This window comes from Staphylococcus caseorum (assembly GCF_049943195.1).
GTDB lineage: Bacteria > Bacillota > Bacilli > Staphylococcales > Staphylococcaceae > Staphylococcus > Staphylococcus equorum_A.
The window spans coordinates 2409782-2431042 of record NZ_JBNFUA010000001.1 but is presented as its reverse complement, the minus strand read 5'-3'; the positions used below and the strand labels follow the sequence as shown (position 1 = coordinate 2431042).

At 31.0% G+C, this 21261-nt stretch carries 18 protein-coding genes; 8 read left to right on the top strand and 10 right to left on the bottom strand.

The features are described from left to right. The first annotated feature begins 117 nt into the window (after positions 1-117). The 3 genes from ACP3TL_RS12260 to ACP3TL_RS12250 all read left to right on the top strand — a co-directional run bounded on the left by ACP3TL_RS12260 (position 118) and on the right by ACP3TL_RS12250 (position 3863). Entirely contained in the window at positions 118-2574 is a 2457-nt protein-coding gene (locus ACP3TL_RS12260) for an AAA family ATPase (RefSeq protein ID WP_285325929.1), read from the top strand. Further along, positions 2549-3589, top strand: coding sequence for a 5-methylcytosine restriction system specificity protein McrC (locus ACP3TL_RS12255; protein WP_069832779.1), 1041 nt, complete (start codon positions 2549-2551; stop codon positions 3587-3589). Before ACP3TL_RS12260 ends, ACP3TL_RS12255 begins: the two co-directional genes overlap by 26 nt. A gap of 145 nt (positions 3590-3734) precedes the next feature. Then, positions 3735-3863: a hypothetical protein gene (locus ACP3TL_RS12250; protein ID WP_256092662.1), complete on the top strand. Its 129-nt coding sequence runs from the start codon at positions 3735-3737 to the stop codon at positions 3861-3863. Between the two features lie 440 nt (positions 3864-4303). Here ACP3TL_RS12250 and ACP3TL_RS12245 read toward each other — a convergent pair whose 3' ends face one another. The 5 genes from ACP3TL_RS12245 to melB form a co-directional block, all read right to left on the bottom strand. Then, complete coding sequence (locus tag ACP3TL_RS12245; RefSeq protein ID WP_285336806.1) at positions 4304-4678, bottom strand: hypothetical protein; 375 nt, start codon at positions 4676-4678, stop codon at positions 4304-4306. A 5-nt stretch (positions 4679-4683) separates the two neighbouring features. Continuing rightward, entirely contained in the window at positions 4684-5211 is a 528-nt protein-coding gene (locus tag ACP3TL_RS12240) for an acyl-CoA thioesterase (protein ID WP_069816845.1), read from the bottom strand. A gap of 110 nt (positions 5212-5321) precedes the next feature. Then, positions 5322-6209, bottom strand: a complete 888-nt coding sequence (gene cidR / locus ACP3TL_RS12235; protein ID WP_069816843.1) for a cidABC operon transcriptional activator CidR — start codon at positions 6207-6209, stop codon at positions 5322-5324. 303 nt (positions 6210-6512) lie between these two features. Continuing rightward, positions 6513-9488, bottom strand: coding sequence for a glycoside hydrolase family 2 TIM barrel-domain containing protein (locus ACP3TL_RS12230; protein WP_277575700.1), 2976 nt, complete (start codon positions 9486-9488; stop codon positions 6513-6515). Positions 9489-9503: 15 nt separating this feature from the next. Then, positions 9504-10892, bottom strand: a complete 1389-nt coding sequence (gene melB / locus ACP3TL_RS12225; protein WP_069816839.1) for a melibiose:sodium transporter MelB — start codon at positions 10890-10892, stop codon at positions 9504-9506. A gap of 186 nt (positions 10893-11078) precedes the next feature. Here melB and ACP3TL_RS12220 point away from each other — a divergent pair, with 186 nt between their 5' ends. After that, on the top strand, positions 11079-11903 hold the full coding sequence (locus ACP3TL_RS12220; protein ID WP_069832782.1) for an AraC family transcriptional regulator: 825 nt from the start codon (positions 11079-11081) through the stop codon (positions 11901-11903). 10 nt (positions 11904-11913) lie between these two features. Here the strand turns inward: ACP3TL_RS12220 and ACP3TL_RS12215 are convergent, their stop codons facing one another. Beyond that, positions 11914-12438 (bottom strand): DUF3267 domain-containing protein, encoded by a 525-nt coding sequence (locus ACP3TL_RS12215; RefSeq protein WP_069832783.1) that lies wholly within the window; start codon positions 12436-12438, stop codon positions 11914-11916. A 126-nt stretch (positions 12439-12564) separates the two neighbouring features. On the opposite strand from ACP3TL_RS12215, the gene ACP3TL_RS12210 reads away from it, so the two are divergent. Genes ACP3TL_RS12210 through ACP3TL_RS12195 form a run of 4 tightly spaced genes read left to right on the top strand, consistent with a single transcriptional unit; the run spans position 12565 to position 14990 of the window. After that, positions 12565-12768 carry a helix-turn-helix transcriptional regulator gene (locus ACP3TL_RS12210; protein WP_002506324.1) on the top strand — a complete coding sequence of 68 codons (204 nt, stop codon included), beginning with the start codon at positions 12565-12567 and terminating at the stop codon, positions 12766-12768. Continuing rightward, on the top strand, positions 12765-13484 hold the full coding sequence (locus ACP3TL_RS12205; protein ID WP_069832784.1) for a DUF3169 family protein: 720 nt from the start codon (positions 12765-12767) through the stop codon (positions 13482-13484). Before ACP3TL_RS12210 ends, ACP3TL_RS12205 begins: the two co-directional genes overlap by 4 nt. A 28-nt stretch (positions 13485-13512) precedes the next feature. Further along, a complete protein-coding gene (locus ACP3TL_RS12200; protein ID WP_069832785.1) occupies positions 13513-14355 on the top strand; it encodes an ABC transporter ATP-binding protein in 843 nt (280 codons plus the stop codon). Beyond that, the gene (locus ACP3TL_RS12195; RefSeq protein WP_069832786.1) at positions 14355-14990 is read left to right on the top strand and encodes an ABC-2 transporter permease; all 636 of its coding nucleotides are present in this window, start codon (positions 14355-14357) and stop codon (positions 14988-14990) included. Before ACP3TL_RS12200 ends, ACP3TL_RS12195 begins: the two co-directional genes overlap by 1 nt. Before the next feature lie 60 nt (positions 14991-15050). On the opposite strand, the gene gtfB is transcribed toward ACP3TL_RS12195, so the two are convergent. The 4 genes from gtfB to ACP3TL_RS12175 all read right to left on the bottom strand — a co-directional run bounded on the left by gtfB (position 15051) and on the right by ACP3TL_RS12175 (position 20964). Then, positions 15051-16373, bottom strand: coding sequence for an accessory Sec system glycosylation chaperone GtfB (gene gtfB, locus ACP3TL_RS12190; protein WP_069832787.1), 1323 nt, complete (start codon positions 16371-16373; stop codon positions 15051-15053). After that, positions 16366-17874, bottom strand: coding sequence for an accessory Sec system glycosyltransferase GtfA (gene gtfA / locus ACP3TL_RS12185; protein ID WP_277575701.1), 1509 nt, complete (start codon positions 17872-17874; stop codon positions 16366-16368). Before gtfA ends, gtfB begins: the two co-directional genes overlap by 8 nt. 44 nt (positions 17875-17918) lie before the next feature. After that, positions 17919-18107 carry a hypothetical protein gene (locus ACP3TL_RS12180; protein WP_069832789.1) on the bottom strand — a complete coding sequence of 63 codons (189 nt, stop codon included), beginning with the start codon at positions 18105-18107 and terminating at the stop codon, positions 17919-17921. A 109-nt stretch (positions 18108-18216) separates the two neighbouring features. Next, complete coding sequence (locus ACP3TL_RS12175) at positions 18217-20964, bottom strand: YSIRK-type signal peptide-containing protein (RefSeq protein ID WP_277575702.1); 2748 nt, start codon at positions 20962-20964, stop codon at positions 18217-18219. Between the last annotated feature and the right edge of the window lie 297 nt (positions 20965-21261).

Sequence of the window (21261 nt, the reverse complement as noted above, 5' to 3'; positions counted from 1 at the left end):
TTTTATTACGTTATTTCCTTATAGATAAAACTGTTTATTTTTACTTTTACAATAAAAATATTTTCTAAAATATTTATGTTAAAATTGAAGAAAATATTATTTGAGGTGACTTAAACTATGAATTATTGGATTTTTCAAGGTAACCCTAAAAGATTTGAAGTTGATGAAATTATTTATCCAGACGTAAAAAATATGGATGATTATATTCTTAATAACCAAATTATCGATTGGAATATAAAACAAAAACACTTTATTGATGATTTACAAGTAGGTGACAAAGTATTTATATGGCGCTCTAATGGCGAAGAAAAAGGTTCTGGTGGTATTATTGCTTTAGGAGAAATTAAAAAACTATCTACACAAGATGATAGCCCATCAGTACAAATAAAAATATCTGAACGTAAAATGACAAAAGAAGAAGGTAAGCTATCAATTTCTCATTTAAAAAACATACCTGAAACTAAAAATTTATTAATTTTAAAAGCACCTCAATCAACAAATTATAAATTAACTGAAAAAGAATTCGATATATTATTTTCTTTTTGGAAAGAACCGCAAAATTTAGAAGACAAAGTGAATCAACCCAATATTGATAAGTATCTTGAATTCTATAAAAATAATCAAGATACATTTAATTCTGAGTTTGACTTCTTGAAAGAAAGCTATTTATACTTTAAAAAATTTCATGAACCTGGCTATATTGACCAAATGGAATGGGAAGATTTTCAAGAAATGGGAAAACATTTGAATGCTTTTGGTATGGCACTTACACGCTCAAGAGCATTGGGTAGACCAAATGCAGATATTGAAAAATATAAAAAATCATTTAATTACTTAGTTTATAGCGATGACCCAATAGAATTAAAGATTAATAATTTTCTTCAAAATAATAATTACAGCCTTTTTGGATTTGGAGATAGTGTGTTAAGCGAGATTTTAGGAAATTTATTTCCAGATAAATTCTGTTTCTATAATCAACGAGATAAGGGGGCAATTCAAAACGTACTTCAACTTCCTTTGAATTTTCAAAGAGGAGATCAATATTCGGATAAATTTGTAAAATATCAAAACGCAATAAATGATTATAATATAGTGGATAAATATAAAACAATCATAGGTAAACAGACTAATTTGCCCATTCATTACGAAATTGATCAATTCTTTAGCTTTTTATTCGAAAATTATAAAAAAGAAGCTAAAACTACTTTTGAACATGATTACTGGATGTTAACTATAGATTCAGATAAAAAATGGGATGATTATAAATCTCAAAACAAAATTTTCAATTCCTGGCATAAGTTGGGTAATTTAAATGAACTATCTTCAAAAAAAGCAATTAAAAAGAAACTAACTGAAATTTATGATAATGAAACCAACCCAATTAATGCAACTTTATCAAATTATCAATTTGCATATGAAATGAAAGAAAATGATACTGTTTTTCTTAAAGATAATACCAATTCTATTGTTGCTGTAGCAAAAATCATAACTGCCTATAAATATTCCACGGAATTTGGCTCATATAGAGATGTAGAATGGCTAGAACAAGGAAATTGGGAATTCAAAGATTTAGATATACATTCAAAATTTTTAACAAAACTCACTCCATTTCCAGAAGCTGTTAATACTTTAATCCAAAGATGTACCACACAACCCAATAAAGACGAGAACACTAAAATAGTTGATGCAAACCCATCTGAAGACATTTATACATTAGAAACTCATTCAGATGATTTGTTTATGGAATTTGATGATATTGAGGACGCAATTGAATCTTTAAATTATAAACAAAATATAATCCTACAGGGCCCTCCTGGTGTAGGTAAAACATTCATTGCCAAAAGATTGGCTTATTTCCATATGTCTCAAAAAAAACCGGAGAATATAGAAATGGTTCAATTTCATCAATCTTATTCTTATGAAGAATTCATACAAGGTTTCAAACCCAATAGTCAAGGTACATTTTCACTTCAAAACGGCGTTTTTTTTAATTTTTGCCAAAAAGCCAAACAAAATAAAAATGAGAACTATTACTTTATAATAGATGAAATAAATAGAGGGAATTTATCAAAAATCTTTGGCGAAGTTATGATGTTAATCGAAAAAGATAAACGTGATTATAACAATGCTATTAAACTGACTTATAATTCTGATAGCGATGATAAATTTTATATTCCTGATAATGTTTTTGTCATAGCAACAATGAACACAGCAGATCGTTCATTAGCTTTAGTTGACTATGCATTACGTCGTAGGTTTTCATTTATAAATCTTGAACCTAGACATAACACTCAAGCTTTTATAGATTTCTTACTAAATTCCGGTATCACTTATGATTTTGTTGAAAAAATACAATCATTTTTAAATGAAGTGAATCAAATGATCTTAAATGACCATATTAACTTAGGTAAAGGTTTTGAAATTGGCCATAGTTTCTTTACCCCTTCTGAATTTATTCAAGATGAAAACACTTGGTTTAATCGTATTTTAAAACTTGAAATCGAACCTTTACTAAATGAATATTGGTTTGATGAGGAGGACAAAGTACATGACCTCGCAAGTAGATACAAGTAGAATTCCTATTAAGAATATCTACTATATGCTTGTCTATTCATGGGGATACCCACAAGAGCAAAAGTTAATCCCTGTTTCACAACGAGATGAAAAAGACCTAACTAACCTAATAAGCGGAGTATTAATTTCTAAACTTAAATCATTAATCAAAAAAGGTATATATAAAGAATATATAGAAGAACATGACATCTCAGGTATCATAAAAGGAAAAATTAATTTCAAAGAATCTATAAATGACTTTTCTTTTAAAAAAGGAAAAATGCATATTCAATATGAGGGATTAACAGTAGACAACTTATTCAATCAAATCATTAAACGTATTACCATACACTTACTTCAATACAATGGGCTAGAAAAGAATTATAAAAACGAACTTAAACGCATATTAAATTACTTTAATTCAGTTTCTGATATTAAAATTAAAGATCAGGATTTTAAAAATTTAATTTTTCATAAAAATAATTATCATTATAAATTCATAATCCTACTATGTCGTTTTATTTGGACGAAACTGTTGTTGCATGAATCCGAAAGTGATGATTATTTCAATGATTTCACACGTAATCATCAAGAACTTGCTAAATTATTTGAAAAATTCGTTAAAAATTTTTATGATACAGAACTCACAGGCTGTACAGTCAATAGTCGAAAACTTCATTGGGACTCCAGCGGGTCAATTGAATCATTTTTACCTAAAATGTTCACTGATATATCTATTGATTTTCCCGATGAAAAAATAATTTTGGATACAAAATTTTATCACAGTGCTTTCACCCAATCGCATAACAAAGACATTATAAGAAGCGCACACATTTACCAAGTATTTGCTTACTTAATGAATAACTCACAATTTAATATAAAAAAACAAACAGGCATGCTACTTTACCCAGAAGTTGATACTGAAATCACGTTACAAGGTACCCTACATCAGTTTGACTTCAAAGTATGTACCGTGAATTTATATGATAATTGGAAAAATATACATGATAGATTATTAAACGTGATAGCCTTATAACACATTTATAAAAAATCTAACCTTTTAAAGTAAAATCTTAATAAAAATAAATACTTGTACCCTTTATCTCTCCTGTATAAATATTATCGATTTATAATATGATTAACTTAAGACGAATGCATGAATATTCAAGGGGGTTTTTAAAATGAGAGAATTAGTAGGAAAATGTTCTGTCTGCCAAAAAGATATTTATTGTTTAAATGGTTTCTTGAATGGTGAATATAATGACAATCATTTATATTGCTTTACATGTGCATCAAATATTGAAAAATAATAAAATTATAAAAAGCAGTCACAAATCATTAAAATTGTGACTGCTTTTAAAATTCATCTATACTTGTCAGATTTTGAAAAGTTTAGCTCCAAAGCATAGTATGATTGAGGATGCATACTATAAAAAAGTAACCAGACACGTTCAAAATCGTGTTTTTAAATAATAGTAGTTTAGGATTCTTGTCGTATTCGAAAATGCTATATTACATTAGTGCGAGACACTTTTAATAAAGTTACTACTTTTGTATGCTTCTGTTAAAAGTTGTCCATCGTTTGATACGTAAAAATATTTTTCATCAAGTGTAGACACCTCCGTCGGGAACAGCCAATACAGCTTACCCTTTTCAAAGGATTTGTCTTGTTTGATACATAAATATCTACATTCTGATATGCTCATTTATTGCTGCCTCATTTCAAGATCGAAGTAGCTCTAGCTCTGTATTATTTAATAATCGTGTTATTAAATACAAAACTAGGTTCTGCACCTAAAACGATAAGGAATATTTGTGAGTAAGCTACAAATTGGAATTTTAATATCATTTCATTCACATATTCGAATTCATTATTTTCTTTTACTTTTTCAACTTCTCGTTCATATAACTCTAAAACAGAATCTCTAATTAAAATAGGTCTGTTGTTTTGAATAACTTCATTATTGTTTGAAAACATAAGTAGTCCTAAATATTTATAATGAATACTTAGTTGTCTTGTTAAACTTGCTATATATTCTAATTGCTCATATAAGCGAGGTGATTCTTCTCTCAAAACTTTTAAATCTAATTTGAATTGTGTTAGTTCATCCATTTCATTAACCATTTTTATCACTTCTCCAATTCCCATGGTTTACTTAAATCAAGAGACTTAAGTAATGTTTTACTTTGTAACCTTCTCGTTTTACGCACTTTTGCTCTTTCTTCACCATACATAAATAATGTTTTTTCGTCTTTAGTCTGAGCTGTAATTTTAGGTACTTTAATTGATTTTTTATTTTCATCTAAGGCTACAAAAGTAAGAAAAGCGATAGCAGCAATTTTTCTTTTTGCTGTAATCATATCTTCCGAAATTACCTTACAAAATATCTCCATAGATTTTTCTCCTGTATAAACTACAGAAGATTCTATACAAACTGAATCTGACTGAGTAATAGGATGTAAAAATTCCACACTATCTGTAGATGCTGTGACACATTCTTTAACTCTTGCATGTCTTCTAGCAGACAAAGTTGCATTATTATCAATTTTTTTCATCAATACGCCACCAAATAGTGTGTTGTAATTATTCAAGTCATTAATTAAAACTTGATCGGTACTGACAATTTTACTATCGCTCGGATATTTATAATTTTCCATGAAAAACTCCCGTTCTATAATGTTTATGTCACAAATTATAGAACGGGAGCATATAAATAGAAAATATCCTTTTTTTATAGGGCCATAAATTATGTGAATGACCTCTACGTTTAATGATGTAATAAGTAATTTTCTTGTATAAATTTAATCCAATTTTTTGTTAATGAATCAACTATGATATCTTTTCTCCAAATAATGGCGAGTTCCCATTTCATTGAAGGTTCATTAATACTAATAGCTTTCAAATCTTTATCCAATAAATCAAGTATCCCCTCAGGTAATATACAAATGCCCATATTATTTATTAACATTTCTTCTATAAAGCTCCACTGGGTCGTTTCAAAAATAATATTAGGATTAAATCCATAGTTTCTACACGTATTCTTTATTTTATCGTTTAAGTAAAAATCAGAATTAAATAAAATAAATTCTTGATGTTCTAAATCTTCAATATCAATCGTATCACTATTAGATAATGGATGATCTTTATGAACTACAAGTTTTAACTTTTCTTCTAAGAAAGTGAATGTACTGAAAATTTTATGATTCGTTGGTAGGACAGTAATCCCCATATCCAAATCACCATAGTATATATCATTTTCAATTTTTTTACTTCCATTTTCAAAAAGTTGAAACGTTACATTAGGATAAGAATCATGGAACTGAGAGATGAGTTTTATTAGTCTTCGAATATTAATAATTGTAGGAATTCCTATTTTTAAATGTCCGCTTTTCAATTCTAAAAGATTACTTAATTCATTAGGGATGTTTTCATACATTTTCAGCATTTCTTTACACTGAAAAAAGAATGCCTCCCCCGCATCAGTTAGGTATATTTGGTTTTTATATCTATTAAATAATGTTACTTCTAATTCTTTTTCTAGTAATCTAATCGTATTACTAATTGTTGGCTGTGTAATGAAAAGTTTAGCTGCTGCTTTCGTCATACTTTTTTGTTTTACGACTTCAACAAAATACTGCATATGTCTAAGTTCCAATAAAATCACACCTTCTTTTTATATTATGAGTGTAGCGTTCTATAGTTCAATTATTTTTATATTTTATAATCCTGAAATTTTTAGCGTTCTTGTTAATATTAATATTAGCATGTATTGGAAATATAACACCAAGGTTTATTTTTATGTCGCCTTATTATTTCCAAGAAAATAGTTAAATCACTATTTATCATGAAGATTTAATTCAAAAAAGGCCGTTACCACATTTCGTGATAACGGCCTTTTCAAATATAAAATAAATTTCTGAATTGCTGATTAATATGAGTGAAATACCTTAAACACTAGCTACTCAAAATTCAATTTAAAATTAAATTTGATTTGTGTATCATTGAGTCGATAAGCTTCATTTAATTCTGGACCGCAGCTATTAGAACCAATGCCACTTTGAGCATAATCAATATAAAAATACGTATAATCTTCGAGCTCTAATTGGTCTTTATGTGTCTTATGCGTTAACTGATTTAATGAATAATGTGTTGTATTAAAACTGAATGTGTCCCCACTAGATACAACAATAGCATTTCGACCATTTGAAACTTTGACAAATGTACTCTGATTATGGCTTCCTGATTCTTGAGGATTGATATGGTTACTTACATTATCTGTCACTGTTGTTTTGAAATAATCTAAATATGTTGCGACACCTTTATCTTGGTAACTACTATAAGGTCCATTTCCATAATAGTCGACTTGCTCATAACCACTTGGTAAGGTCATGGCTAAACCGAACCGTGGAAGAAATGGCGCTAATGTATCTTTCTCTAAATCATAGTTTACGTTAAGCGTACCATCGTTTTGAATTGTCCACATAATTGTACCCGAAAGTACAGGAGGAACCGCTTCATTAACCAGTGCAATATCAAAAATAAGACTGACGTCACTCTTATTTTCATCGATTCGATAACCATGCACACGCGTAGTAATATCTTTATATCCAGCGTATGCCCAATCTTGCTTAACATTAATATCATTATCTGTTGGTGCACGCCATAGGTTATTTTGTGTTTTCTGATTCATAATAATTATGCCCTCATGCACAACTGTTTTTAAACTCGCGTCTGTTTTATCAAAAATGTATACCCAATCATCAATAGCAACGTGAATTGTACGAGCCTTGTCTCTGCATGCTATTGATAATGGTTTCATATTCTGATGCGTCATCGATTGTCGCTGATATACGATTTGATCATATCCTAATTCAAAATGAGCCGAACGTAACTTATCTGCATATTTCAATTTATAGTGTAACATCACATCACTGAGTTCATTTATATTAATATAGTCACTTAAATCAATCTTTTGTGTTGTATGGGGTGCAAATTGAGCAAAAGGAACTTCAAACGTCTGACGCGTTCCATCTAAAAAAGTAGCAGTTGCTTCAACACTTAAATAATCTTCTATATGCGTGAAATCAAGTTGATTACGTAATGATAGTTTATAGTCATCCCGCTTTATTACTTTTAACGGTCTATGTTCATGTTTAAATTCATAGTATCCTTCGTGAGGCACACGGTCAGGAGAAACAATACCATCCACACAGAAATTACCATCATGTAGACGTTCGCCGAAATCCCCACCATACCTAAATATTGGCTTACCATCTTTCAAACCTGTCTGGATACCGTGGTCACACCATTCCCATACGAACCCTCCAATAAAGCTATCGTATGCCTCAACAAGCTTTTGATAAGCATGAAGATCGCCTGGTGAGTTCCCCATGGCATGCGCATATTCACACACAATAAAGGGTTTATCTAGATTCGGATTCTTCAAATATGTCATTTCAATTTCTTCAGGAGATGGATACATTCTACTAATCATTTCAACGTTAGATAAATCATAGTCTTTTGATTTATCACGATGTAATGTGCCTTCATAATGAAGTGGTCGTGTAGCATCTAATTCTTTCGCACGTGCCAAGCCTTTAACCACATTAACGCCAAATCCTGATTCATTACCCATTGACCATGAAACAATTGAACTATAGTTTTTCAAAGGGATTATAGACGCTTCAATACGCTCGATAATTGCAGTTTGATATATAGGGTCATCCGTAATGATATTAAAGTGCTCAGTGTTCTCTTCACCATATAAACGAACTACACCATGCGTTTCTAAATCCGCTTCACTCATCACATAAAAACCATATTGGTCTGTTAATTCATAAAATAAAGGTGATTTCGGATAATGTGCCGTACGAATTGCGTTAAAATTACCTTGCTTCATAAGCTCTAAATCTCTCATAAATTGATCTTCATTTATCGTATAGCCTGTTTTAGGATCACTATCATGATGATTGGTACCACGTAATTTAATAGATTGTCCATTAATAAAAAATTGATTATCTCTGATTTTAACTTCTCGAATACCAATTTTTTGTGTAATAACTTCTTGAGCAGTAGTAATGACTAACGTATAAAGTACAGGACTTTCTGCTGACCATAATTGTGGTTTGTTAACTGTAAAGCTATACTGTTCAGAAGCTTGAGTACTGCTTACCAATTTGCCATCTGAATCATATAAGTGTAGTTCAGCTTGGTCTAACGCTTGTTTACGTACTAAGTTCACATCTATAGTGGCCTTATTCAAATCATCATTTAAATGTGTTTCGATTTTAAAATCATCTACACGTGATTGCGCTCGTTTTAAAATATAAACATCTCTAAAAATACCTGAATGTCTGAACATATCTTGGTCTTCAAAATATGTGCCATCTGAGTATTTTAATACAAGCACTTGTATCGTATTCTCTCCATCACGCACAAATTTTGAAATATCAAATTCTGAAATAGCATGAGATATCTGACTATAACCTACAAATTGATTATTTACCCATACATAAAATGCGCTATCTACACCTTCAAAATTCAAATGATAATCACTTTGCGTATCATATGAACTTAACTCAAAAGAACGTGTATAACGTCCGCATGGATTGTACTTCGGTACATACGGCGGATCAAATGGAATTGGATATTGTGTGTTAAGGTACTGTATTTGATCGTAGCCATATAAATTCCATACAGACGGTACTGGCAATATATCCTTTTTAATCTGTTGAGGTTGGTTTAAACATGCTTCTAGAGAATTGAAATATTCAAAGTGCCAATCACCATTTAATAATGTCACATTTTTTGTATTATAACGTGTTTCTAAACGGTAGTCAGACTCCCCTCGTTGATAAGGTATATAAAATGCACGTCTTGGCATCAAGTTCACATGCTGAATCTCCATATTTTCATGAAATTGTTCTTCTAACATAAAATGACATCCCCTCTATTTAATATTCTCTCTATGTTCCCTCTGACGTTTATATCGGAGTGTTTTCTCAATATCATTTAAAAAGTCACCTTTTAAATGGAATGCTTTATGATATAAAAATGCTGTTAAACTAACGAAAATCAACGGTGCAACAATAATCATGATACGCAGCCCATTAACCGTGACCGCTGATTGTGCCTCATTCGGTGTATAACCTAATACAGATAAGCCGACACCGACAATTAAAGCAGCAACTGCTTGTGATGCTTTAGTTAAAAACGTGTTTGTGGAAGTGATCACACTCTCATTACGTTGCCCAAACTTCACTTCACCGTAATCAATCACATCTGCAAGAGACACTGTTGTTATACCAATCATAAATCCTGAACCAACTCGTAACATACCTGCACCTATAATGACTAAGATCGTACTTTGTGGCGCCACGAAACCTGATATTAAAATAATAACTAAACCAGTTATGATAAGCGTAATAGCTGTATTAAACGCTCTAGTTCTACCCACCCATTTAATAAAACGTGGCAAAAGTAATAAACCAAGCATTTCACACAGAATCATTGCATTAAAAATTGAAAATAAATGTTCCGCATTCACTACATATTTAAAGTAATAAATGATAGAACCATTGAGGGTTTGTAAGCATAAATTAAAAGTTAATAAAACACCCATGATGGCAAGTAATTCTTTGTTTTTAAATAAAATACGACCAATATCTTTAAAATTAACTTTAATACCTATTTGTTTTTCCATTTCATGATCTTCAGGTACTTTGAAGACTGTTACACCTATCGTAAAGATAAAAACAACACTACAGATTACGGCAAAAACAAAAATGCCTACCGAATCACTACCACTACCAAAGACGTCTCCTAATTTATGTATAAAGAACAAACCAAAAGTACCTACAATAAATGCGGCTAAACTTGCGAAAAATCTAGGAATGACTGAAATCTCTTCACGTTCTCTAGGGTTATGCGTCAAGTTCGGTAACCAAGACCAGTACGGAATATCCATCATCGTATATGTCATTCCCCAGGAAATATACATAATCGATATATAAATATACATAGACGTTTGTGATAAATCTAAATTCGTAAACAGCAAGACTGTAACAATAGCATTAGCAAGCGTACCGATAACGAGCCACGTCTTGAACTTACCAAAGTTATTCCGCGTATTATCAACGATCATACCCATAATCGGGTCATTAATTGCATCCCAAATACGTGCAACAAAAAGCATAACTCCGACAAATGCAGGAGATAAACCTACAATATCTGTGATATAAAACATTAAGAAGAGCCCAACAATATTAAATATGGCATCCTTCCCTATTGCACCAAAGCCAAATGCTAATTTTTGCTTTCCAGTTAAATATCTATCCATTTTATCCACCTCTAAAATCTCACTTTTTAAAGCGCTTACATATATGTTAATATCATTTTATCAATTTAAAGTGCATGTTATGAATAGCATAATGATGATGTTGTATGGCAAAATGTTGCATTTTGTTATTATAATGTGATTATATAAATCTAAAGAAGTTCAATATGATGAATTGAGAGGTGTGTTATGCAAGTTTTATGGAAGAAATTTAGTAAAAAGTTAATTGATGCTAATTTAGTAGAATGTGGTATTGAAGTTGGTGTACCAAATGTAGGTTATAATTATACAGTTTTCCAAACATCTGTAATACATATCGTGACTCATGGTGAAGGTATTTTTAAATATAATGGGCAGAGTTTCAACTTAAAAAAAGGGGATATGTTTTTACTAGAAAAAGGCATGGAAGTTGAATATAAGCCTTCATTTTCAAAACCTTGGACTTATTATTGGGTAGGTATTAGTGGCAAACAAATTCTAGATTATTTAGCACGTAGTTATATCGTAGATGACCATGTCATTATAGGTAAAGACACTTCTGAAATTAAAAAAACGATTCATAATATATGTGATCTTTCAAAAAAAATTGCGTCTAGCAACTCACATGACATTTTAATCATGCAACATATATACCAATTAGTTTATATGCTTCAAGAACAGTTTCCTAAAAATTTCTCAGTTAACGTCAATATTGTTAACGAAGATATCCAAAGAGCAGTCGAATTTATCAATTCAAACTATCACAAGAATATTAGTGTCGTTGATGTTGCGAAATATGTTAATGTCACTCGCAGTCATTTATTCAAGCTGTTTAAGAAGAATTTAAATTGTTCTCCCAAAGCATACTTAACATATATCCGTATGTATCATGCATCTCAATTACTTATACATACGAATAATATGATATGTGAAGTTTCAAGTAAAGTTGGATATAAAGATCCTTTGTTATTTTCTAAAAATTTTACAAAACACTTTGAAATTAGTGCGTCTGAATATCGAAATAATTTTTCGTAGCTTTAAATTTTCAACTTATAACAATGCCACTATCTGTAGTTTTAATATGAGAATTCTTTGGTGTTTGTATCATTTTAATCACCCAATAAAAGTCTCCAACACATGACATTGTATGCATGGTAGCAAATGATAAAAAGAACACTTTGGGTAAAATCCCCATATAAAAAGTTATGATGAAAGTTGAAGTAATAATAACAAATGGTGCTATTGCACTTATAGCAAAAGTTAATGGCGTAAAGCTTCCCCCTGGTATTGCACAATAAATCATTCCGTTAGCTATTCCAAAATTCACCTTATTCAATGGCGAGAACAGTTTGAAAAACAAAGCGTGAATTAATTCATGTACAATAAACGTCCCTATAAATAACCCTATTCCAATAAATATATTAGCTAACATTGAATCGAAAATATCGATAGTATCAGACATCTTCACCATAACAAAAAACAACCCACCAAAAACAATACATAAGGCAATTTGATATTTAGAAAATGCTTTTATTAATGAATCATTACCTATAATATCAATTTTTTTCATAATGATAATCTCCTCTTCATATTATAAAATTCTCACATATAACATACACGATACATGTCATTTTGACAAATATAGTTGTCAAAATGACAAAAGTAATATATATTAACCTTAAGGAGTTGATCAATAATGCGCAATCGACTTAAAGAATTACGTGCACGTGATGGCTATAATCAAACACAACTTGCTAAAAACGCAGGAATTTCTAGACAAACTGTTTCCTTAATAGAACGTAATGATTTTATGCCATCAATTCTGACAGCTGTTAAAATTGCTCGCATATTTAATGAACCCGTTGAAAACATCTTCATAATTGAGGAGGAAGATTTATGAAAGTAGGACGCTTTTTATTGCTTGTTTTAGTAGGAGGAATCATTGGTGGTATTATTGGCCTATCCTTTGGCTTATTTGAAAATAACAGCCATTTTTCAAGCATAAGTTTCGCAAGCCACGAAATTACAATCATTGTTTGTCTCATTGCATCCCTCATTAATATAATCCTTACTCTAGTGTTATATAAAGTTCAACAAAATGCACTCACATTCAAATCAAAAATGAACCATGATATAGAGGGTCAACAAGCTGATGAATTTGAAGAGAAAGCAAATATGATGTTTATGAGAACGAGCTTTATTTATTATGTTCAAATTTTAATTAGTTTAATTTGTATGTTTATTATAGTGATGGTAAATGCTCCTGAGGGAGACATTTTTTATCCTATCATTCCTTACTTAATCACAATTGTTCCTTCTCTGATGATTGGTTTCTTTGTAAGAAAATTTGATAGTCGTTATCCAAAACAAGGTGAAGCTCAGTATACGGAGAAAATTCTAGACATCATGGATGAAGGAGAACGTCATATAACGCTCGTCTCTATGTTCAAAATTTATCATATCAATCTTACTTTATTGATTATTGGTGGAATGATATTAGGTTTATTCTCATTAATTACTGGCATCAACCAACTTTTAGGATTGCTCCTTATTATTATTCTTTTTATCTATAATGCATTTGGTTATATGTTAAAAGTACGTAAATTTTATTTATAAATATAGTATGAAGAAAGAGAGTGTATCTATGGAACACCTTTTAAAAGTTCAAAATTTAAATAAGTCTTACACAAAATCTGACTTTCACCTTTCCGATATTTCACTATCAATCAAACCTAGTGAAGTTGTAGGTTTAATTGGAAAAAATGGTTCAGGTAAATCTACATTGATTAATACATTGGTCGGAAATCGCTTTAAAGACAGTGGAAAAATCATTTTTTTCGATGAAACTGTAACAGAAAATGATTCCAATTATAAAGAAAATATCGGTGTTGTATTTGATGATTTACGTGTACCAAACAAACTAACAATCAAAGAAATTGATAAAGTGTTTTCTAATATTTATCAATCATGGAATAGCGAAAAATTCTTTTCAATTATCGATAAATTTGAGTTACCTACTAATAATGCAATTAAATCTTTTTCACGTGGTATGCGTATGAAAGCTGCTTTGACAATATCGTTAGCACACGAAAGTAAACTTCTCATTCTTGATGAAGCTACTGCTGGTATGGATGTCTCAAGTCGTGAAGAAGTTATTGAAATGTTAGAGGATTACATAGAAGAAGGCAATGGGATTTTGATTTCATCTCATATTTCAGAAGATATTGAGCAGCTTGCAACTAAACTTGTATTTATGCGAGATGGCAAAATTATTTTTGAAGAAAACAAACAAAACTTATTGGATAATTATGGCATTATTGAGCAACCTGAAGAAGATTTCAATATTCCAACTGACCTTATCATAGCTTCAAGAGCTCGTAATCACATAAGAACTACTTTAATCAATAATCGTAACCAAGTAACAAATGCGAGACCATTGCAAAATATTGATGACGCAACAAAATTAATTATGAGAGGTGATAAATAATGAAGGGCTTAACACTTAGCAGTTATTACTCATCAAAAAAATCACTCTTCACTTATTTAATTGTAGGTATTGTCGCTAGTATACTATTCACATTTATGAACCCTATCATGACATGTTTTTTACCAATGATTTTTCTTATTTCACCTGTAACGGATAACATTAAACATGAGAAAGATTCAAAATGGATGTATTATGTGTCCACTTTACCTAAAGGTAGAAGTGCATACGTAAACAGTTATTTCAGCTTCTACGGCGTTCTAATTTTAATAGGACTTATCATCGGTATTATACCATTAGCACTCATAACACAAAATTTAAATCTCACGTTAGTATCTATATTAATAGGCATAGGTGGCGCTGGTTCATACGCAATAATGTTCCCTTTAACATTTAAATTTGGACCAGAAAATTCAAATGTTATTTTAATCACAACATCCTTTATAGTAATAGCTTTATTTTTCCTAGTATTCTTTGGATTTATCATGCCAAATATTGCTTCATCTGGATCAATTGAAGATATAGCTAACGTAACAAGTAATTTACTCGTAGTTAGTACCTATGCACTTTTAGGTATTATTTTATTAGTATTTTCCTACATTTCATCAATTAAAATATTTAATAAACAAGAACTATAGCAAAAAATCCCAGTGACTTAATTACAAAGTCATTGGGATTTTTTATTATTGTGTGATTTATTAATTTACTGATTCAATAAATGTTGTTTTATCGATAGCATTGGCTTGTTGTAATTGTAATTCTAAGTAATTATCGAATGTGTCTTTGTGTTGCGTAACTTCCTCTAGGGCACTGATTAGCGTATCAGGATACGCTACATCGAATAAATGAGTTGGTGCTGTTACTACTTTATTGTGCGCAGTGGCATCATAACCTAAAATTAATAATTTGTAGTCAAAGGCTGCCCTAACTGCATCTAATATTTCATTACCTTTATTAATATCTAAATAGATATCGCATTTTTTATAAAGTGCTTTAAATTCGGTCTTTTTGGCATTTGGATATAATTTAACATTGGCATATTTATTCAAGTTCATTAACACCTTAGACATTTCAGTCATAGCTGCAATATGAAAATCTAAATGTGGATGTGCTTGTACAATTTGTTCTAAATGCGGTATTTGATCAGAATTTGTTAGTGTTAGCACTTGGTTAGAATGATTATTAGACTTCAGGAATTTATATACATATCCAGATTTATATATTCTATTTTTCCATTTATCACTAATGGATGATTTAAGTTGTTCGTAGGCTTCATCGCTCGGCACAATAATACTGAATGATCTACGTTCTTTAGATAATATATTTTCTATATGACGAATAATATCGCTCGTAATATCACCTTGCCAATAAAAATAATCATTGCTAGACTCACTTAAACCGTTCATCACTGCGGCAGGTACTGAAAATGAGTTGATTAAAAATTGTTCAGATTCTAACCTTGCAACTTGAATATAGAAATTAACAAATTGTATTTTAGAATGGAAGAAGTATTCTTTGCCTTGCCAATTCAAAATAACATCATTTGTGATGAAGTTCTCAACCATAAACACTTCACCTTTAGCGTTATAGTAGCGTTTTAATATTCTTTTATGGGTATTAGGATCCAATACTACTTGTGCATAACTGTATCCATATTTATTATAATAATCAATAAACTGCGTATGTCCTTGTTTATTTAACCACTCAATACGTTCTACGATTCTATGTTTATAATTCTTTTTATAAATAATTCTCGCTTTAATATCTCCTGTATCTTTAATTACAGCATCGTTATTATTGCCTTCAATCAACCAAAATTTCGGTGTTTTAACTTGGTTAAAAAATAATGGTTTAACTGGCAAATTTTCATTTTCCGCAAAGAATTCATATGGTGTTTTAACATCTGCAGGAAGAAAGCCATCTGCTTCAATAACGATTGTTTGTCTATTCATACCAGAAAATTTAAATGAATTATAAAGGACTATTGTTTGTTTATCGAAAGCTTCAAATAAATTAATCATAAAGCACCTCTTCAATTAAATTATTCCATTGGATTTTTACAGCATCTTGTGTAAATTGTTCAGCAACTTTATAAGATGCCTCATGGAAATCATTTGTATCATTTTCAAAAAATAGAATTATAGCTTCAGCAATTTTTTCTACTATTTCAGACTCTGATTCTACATTTAATTTAATAGGTATGAGATAGCCATTTTCTTTGTCCTCAATAAAAGTCGGATTTCCATAATTAACATCAAATCCAATAAGTCCTAATCCTGAGCCAATCGCTTCCATCAATGTTAATCCAAAACCTTCACTCGTTGATCCTGATAGAAACAATTCATAATCCTTATATACTTGGTTTAAATTTACATGGCCATGCAATGTGATATAACTTTCTGCGTTATTTTCACGAATAAGGTTATGCAATGCCTGCTTTTGAGCACCTTCTCCATATATATCAAATGTTATTTCAGGTCTTTGTTGTTTTGCAATTGCGACTGCTTTAACTAACCAATCTACACGTTTTTCAGCTGCTAATCTTGAAGCAGTAATAATAGAATAAGGCTTTCTGTTTAAAGAAGGTTGTGTTAAAGTTTTTAAATTTCCTACAGGAATTGTATATATATTAGGCTTGTTATGATTATATTTTTCAAATTGCTCTGTCAGCAGTTTATTTTGGATTTCCGTTGCTGTGATAAAAAAATCAATTTCCTGCGCATTAGTGAATACATATTCATAATGATTATTCCAAAGTATATAATCATCGTTCGTTGTCGACGCATTATAGTGTTCTGCATGAATCACTACACCTAATTTAGCTTGATGTTTATTTTCTATCATAACTTGACCAACATCTTTTGAGCGATCTAATAAAATCATATCTTCCTGCGACAACTGAAGTTTTTCCATGAAATATGCAATAAAACTTTGCTTCGAATATAGTATTCTATCTTTAAAGACAAACATACTATTATCACCATTTACATATTCATTGTATGCTGTAGAACCGTCTTCATTGTAAAAGACTCTCATATATAATTTAGCCATATTATCTTCAGGGGCGTAATACTCTGAAAAGACACGTACATAGGAATAATAATCTTTGCGTAGTAACTTCCCTCTTGATACATATTCTACTCTATCAACAATATCGCTATCTTCTTCTTTCAAATGACACACGATATAATTACTGTTTTTATTAAAGAAATATTTTTTGATTTTTCCTTCATCTTCTGTTTTAGTGATGTCGTCATTGAGTGATTGAATAATCTCATCTAATTTAACACTTGAAGGTGCTATTTTTATATCTGTGAAAAATTGGTATAACCATACCACTTCATCATCATTAAACCCTAAATTTTTTGTTAGGGTTTGTATATTTTCAGTTTTTATAAATTCTAAAAACACGAACTTTAATGTTTCTAATCTTCCTCTTAAAGCTTGAGCTCTGTATAATTGCGCATACTCTACACCACTGCTCGCCCATCCAATACCATAGTTCATGTTATATATCGTCATGTATTACACCTCAATAACTAAAGTTAAAATCACAATTTTACTTATCAAACAAACAATTTAACAATGCTAAAAATCATAAAGGTCAATATAATAAACGTGCCAAAAAACTTAAGTGTCAGAAATTCTTTTTTTACTTTTTGTTGATCTTTTTCAGCATCATATTCATTTAATTCTTCTTCAATTTGTTTATTTATTTGATCTAATTCTTCTTTTTCATTTATATTTTCACTCATATATTACACTTCCTATAACTATAGAAATATTTATTAACTTATTATAACAAAATAAGCCAAGGAAAATATCCTCAGCTGTATTTTGTATTGATATTTAAATCAAATGTGATTAATTATTCTCAGTTTCTTTTTTACGACGTCTTCTCAGTAGTGCCAAACCACCTAGTCCAAGAATACCCGCTAACAATCCGTTTTTCGTTGTATCGTCACCTGTATTTGGTAACTCTGAATCTTTGTCTTTATCTTTTTCATTTTGGTTCGCTTCATTCTCAGAATCTGAATCATTTGATGATTCTAATGTGTTTGTAGAATCTGATGAATTGTTTGTTGTTTCTGATGATGCATTGTTTGTTGCTTCTGCTGTGTTTGTAGAATCTAATGAATTGTTTGGATCAGATGAAATCATTGATTCGCTCTCGCTTAATGACTCTGATGTACTCAATGACTCACTTTCACTTAGTGATTCCGACGTGCTCATTGATTCACTTTCTACTTCGCTTAATGAATCACTTTCACTTAATGATTCCGATGTACTCATTGATTCGCTTTCTACTTCACTTAGTGACTCGCTTTCGCTTAATGATTCCGATGTGCTTAACGATTCACTTTCTACATCGCTGAGGGATTCACTTTCACTTAGTGATTCCGACGTACTCAATGATTCGCTTTCACTTAATGATTCTGATGTACTCAATGATTCACTTTCGCTTAATGATTCAGAAGTGCTTAACGACTCACTTTCTACTTCGCTGAGTGATTCTGACGTACTCAACGACTCGCTCTCACTTAGTGACTCTGATGTACTCAACGATTCGCTTTCACTTAATGATTCTGATGTACTCAACGATTCGCTTTCACTTAATGATTCCGATGTACTCAATGACTCGCTTTCTACTTCGCTTAGTGATTCTGATGTGCTCAATGACTCACTTTCTACTTCGCTGAGTGATTCTGATGTACTCAATGACTCACTTTCTACTTCACTTAGTGATTCCGATGTACTCAATGACTCGCTTTCTACTTCGCTTAGTGATTCTGATGTGCTCAATGACTCACTTTCTACTTCGCTAAGTGATTCTGATGTACTCAATGACTCACTTTCTACTTCACTTAGCGATTCTGACGTACTCAATGATTCACTTTCACTTAGTGATTCCGACGTGCTTAGTGATTCGCTCTCGCTTAGTGACTCTGACGTACTCAATGATTCACTTTCACTAATAGACTCTGAATCCTCTTCGTTTTCTATAACAATAGATGTTTCATTTCCGCTATTTGCGAGAAGATCAAGATTTATTAAACCACTACCCGCAGCTGATGAAAAATTATATTCTTGTCTACCCGGTTGATCAGATTCAGGTAACATACCATTTTCTGTCAATTGGTTTAAATCAATAGTCAAATTATAGGTAACTCTACTAGCAACACCTAAATTCACTAAATTTTCAACAGTCCCATAAACTACACCTGTATTAGGATCAATAGTCAATTCGCTACCCTCTAAAGTACCAGTGTTTCTCACTAAACCAAGTAATCCTGGTAAATCATAGTCTAATTCTATAGCATTTATAAAATTAGGATCTGCCATTAAATCACGGAATTGTTGAGACAATTGGAATGTTGGATACGTATTTCCTACACCTAAACCAACTAAAGGTCTTCCCTCTAATTGTAGATTTAATATGCCATTATCATGAGTAGCTGTTAACTCCATGTTGTCTAAAAGTGTAACATCTGCAAGTGCAGCATAGGTTTGTATGCCTCCTGTAGCTTGGTTATTTACATCTGATCTTCGTTGAAGTGTCGCATTAGCTTCTGCTAAATCCTCATCTTCTGATTCTGATCCTTCTTCAACTGGTTCGATTATTTCCTTTTCATCTTCAGGTGATATTTCTGAGCCTTCTTGAACCAATTCTTCTGCATTTTTATCAGTTTCAGTTGGTGTCGTTAGTTCTTCTTTTACTTCTCCTGGTTTTTTCTCGTCCTCAGGCGATGCCTCTGTATCTTCTTGTGTTACTTCTTCTTTGTCTTTTTCGTCCTCAGTCGATGCTTTTGAGTCTTCTTGTGTAGCTTCTTCTTTATCTTTATCATCTTTTGCTACTTCTTCTGAATCTTTTTCGTCCTCAGTCGATGCTTTTGAGTCTTCTTGTGTAGCTTTTTCTTTATCTTTACCATCTTCTGTTGATAGTTCTGGCTTTTCTTGTGTTACTTCTTCTGTATCTGTTTCATCTTTAGCTGGTGTTTTTGAATCTTCTTGTGTCACTTTTTCTGTGTCTTTTTCATCTTCTGTTGACGTTGCTGGCTCTTCTTGTGCTACTTCTGATACGTCTTCTTTACTTTCGTTTGATAATTCTGATTTTTCTTGTGAAACTTCTTCCGTACTTTTCACATCTTCTGTTGATGTTGCTGGCTCTTCTGGTGTTAACTCATCTATGTTTTTATCATCTTCAGGTGATGCTTTCGGTGTTTCTTGTGAAACTTTTTCCGCACTTTTCACATCTTCTGTTGATGTTGCTGACTCTTCTTGTGTTACTTCTTCTTTACTTTCGTTTGATAATTCTGACTTTTCTTGTGAAACTTCTGGTGTATCCTCAGCTTTCACATCTTCAATTTCTTGTTGAGCAGATTCAACCGTACCTTTTTCATCTTTACTTGCTATTTCTGTACCATTTTGTATAGGGCTCCCAATATCGCCTACACTTTTATCTGATACGACGGATTCAAAATTTTCTCCATTATTTTGTCTCTCGTCAGCCGATGCAACGTTCCCACTTGTTGCAAAAATCGTAAGACCAATCAATACGGATCCAACGCCAACTCCCAATTTCCTTATAGAAAACCTCTGTCTCTCTCTCACTGCACAAATTCCCCCTCTAATATTAGGTATGATTACATATTACATTGTATTCATAATAAATACTATTTCTTTATTAAAAAATTATTTTTGTTTTCGTGTTATTCACGTTTATTTTTATATTTTAATTAGAATTCAACTTAATAAAGATTAATTTTTAATACTTTTTACAGTTGAAAAATGTAGTATTTGAAAACGTTTTACAGTTAAATTTTATGGTTATATAATAAAACCAAAAGACAAACCTAATGCTTTATAGTAGAGGGTTTGTCTAGGTTTTAAAACATTTTCTGTATTATG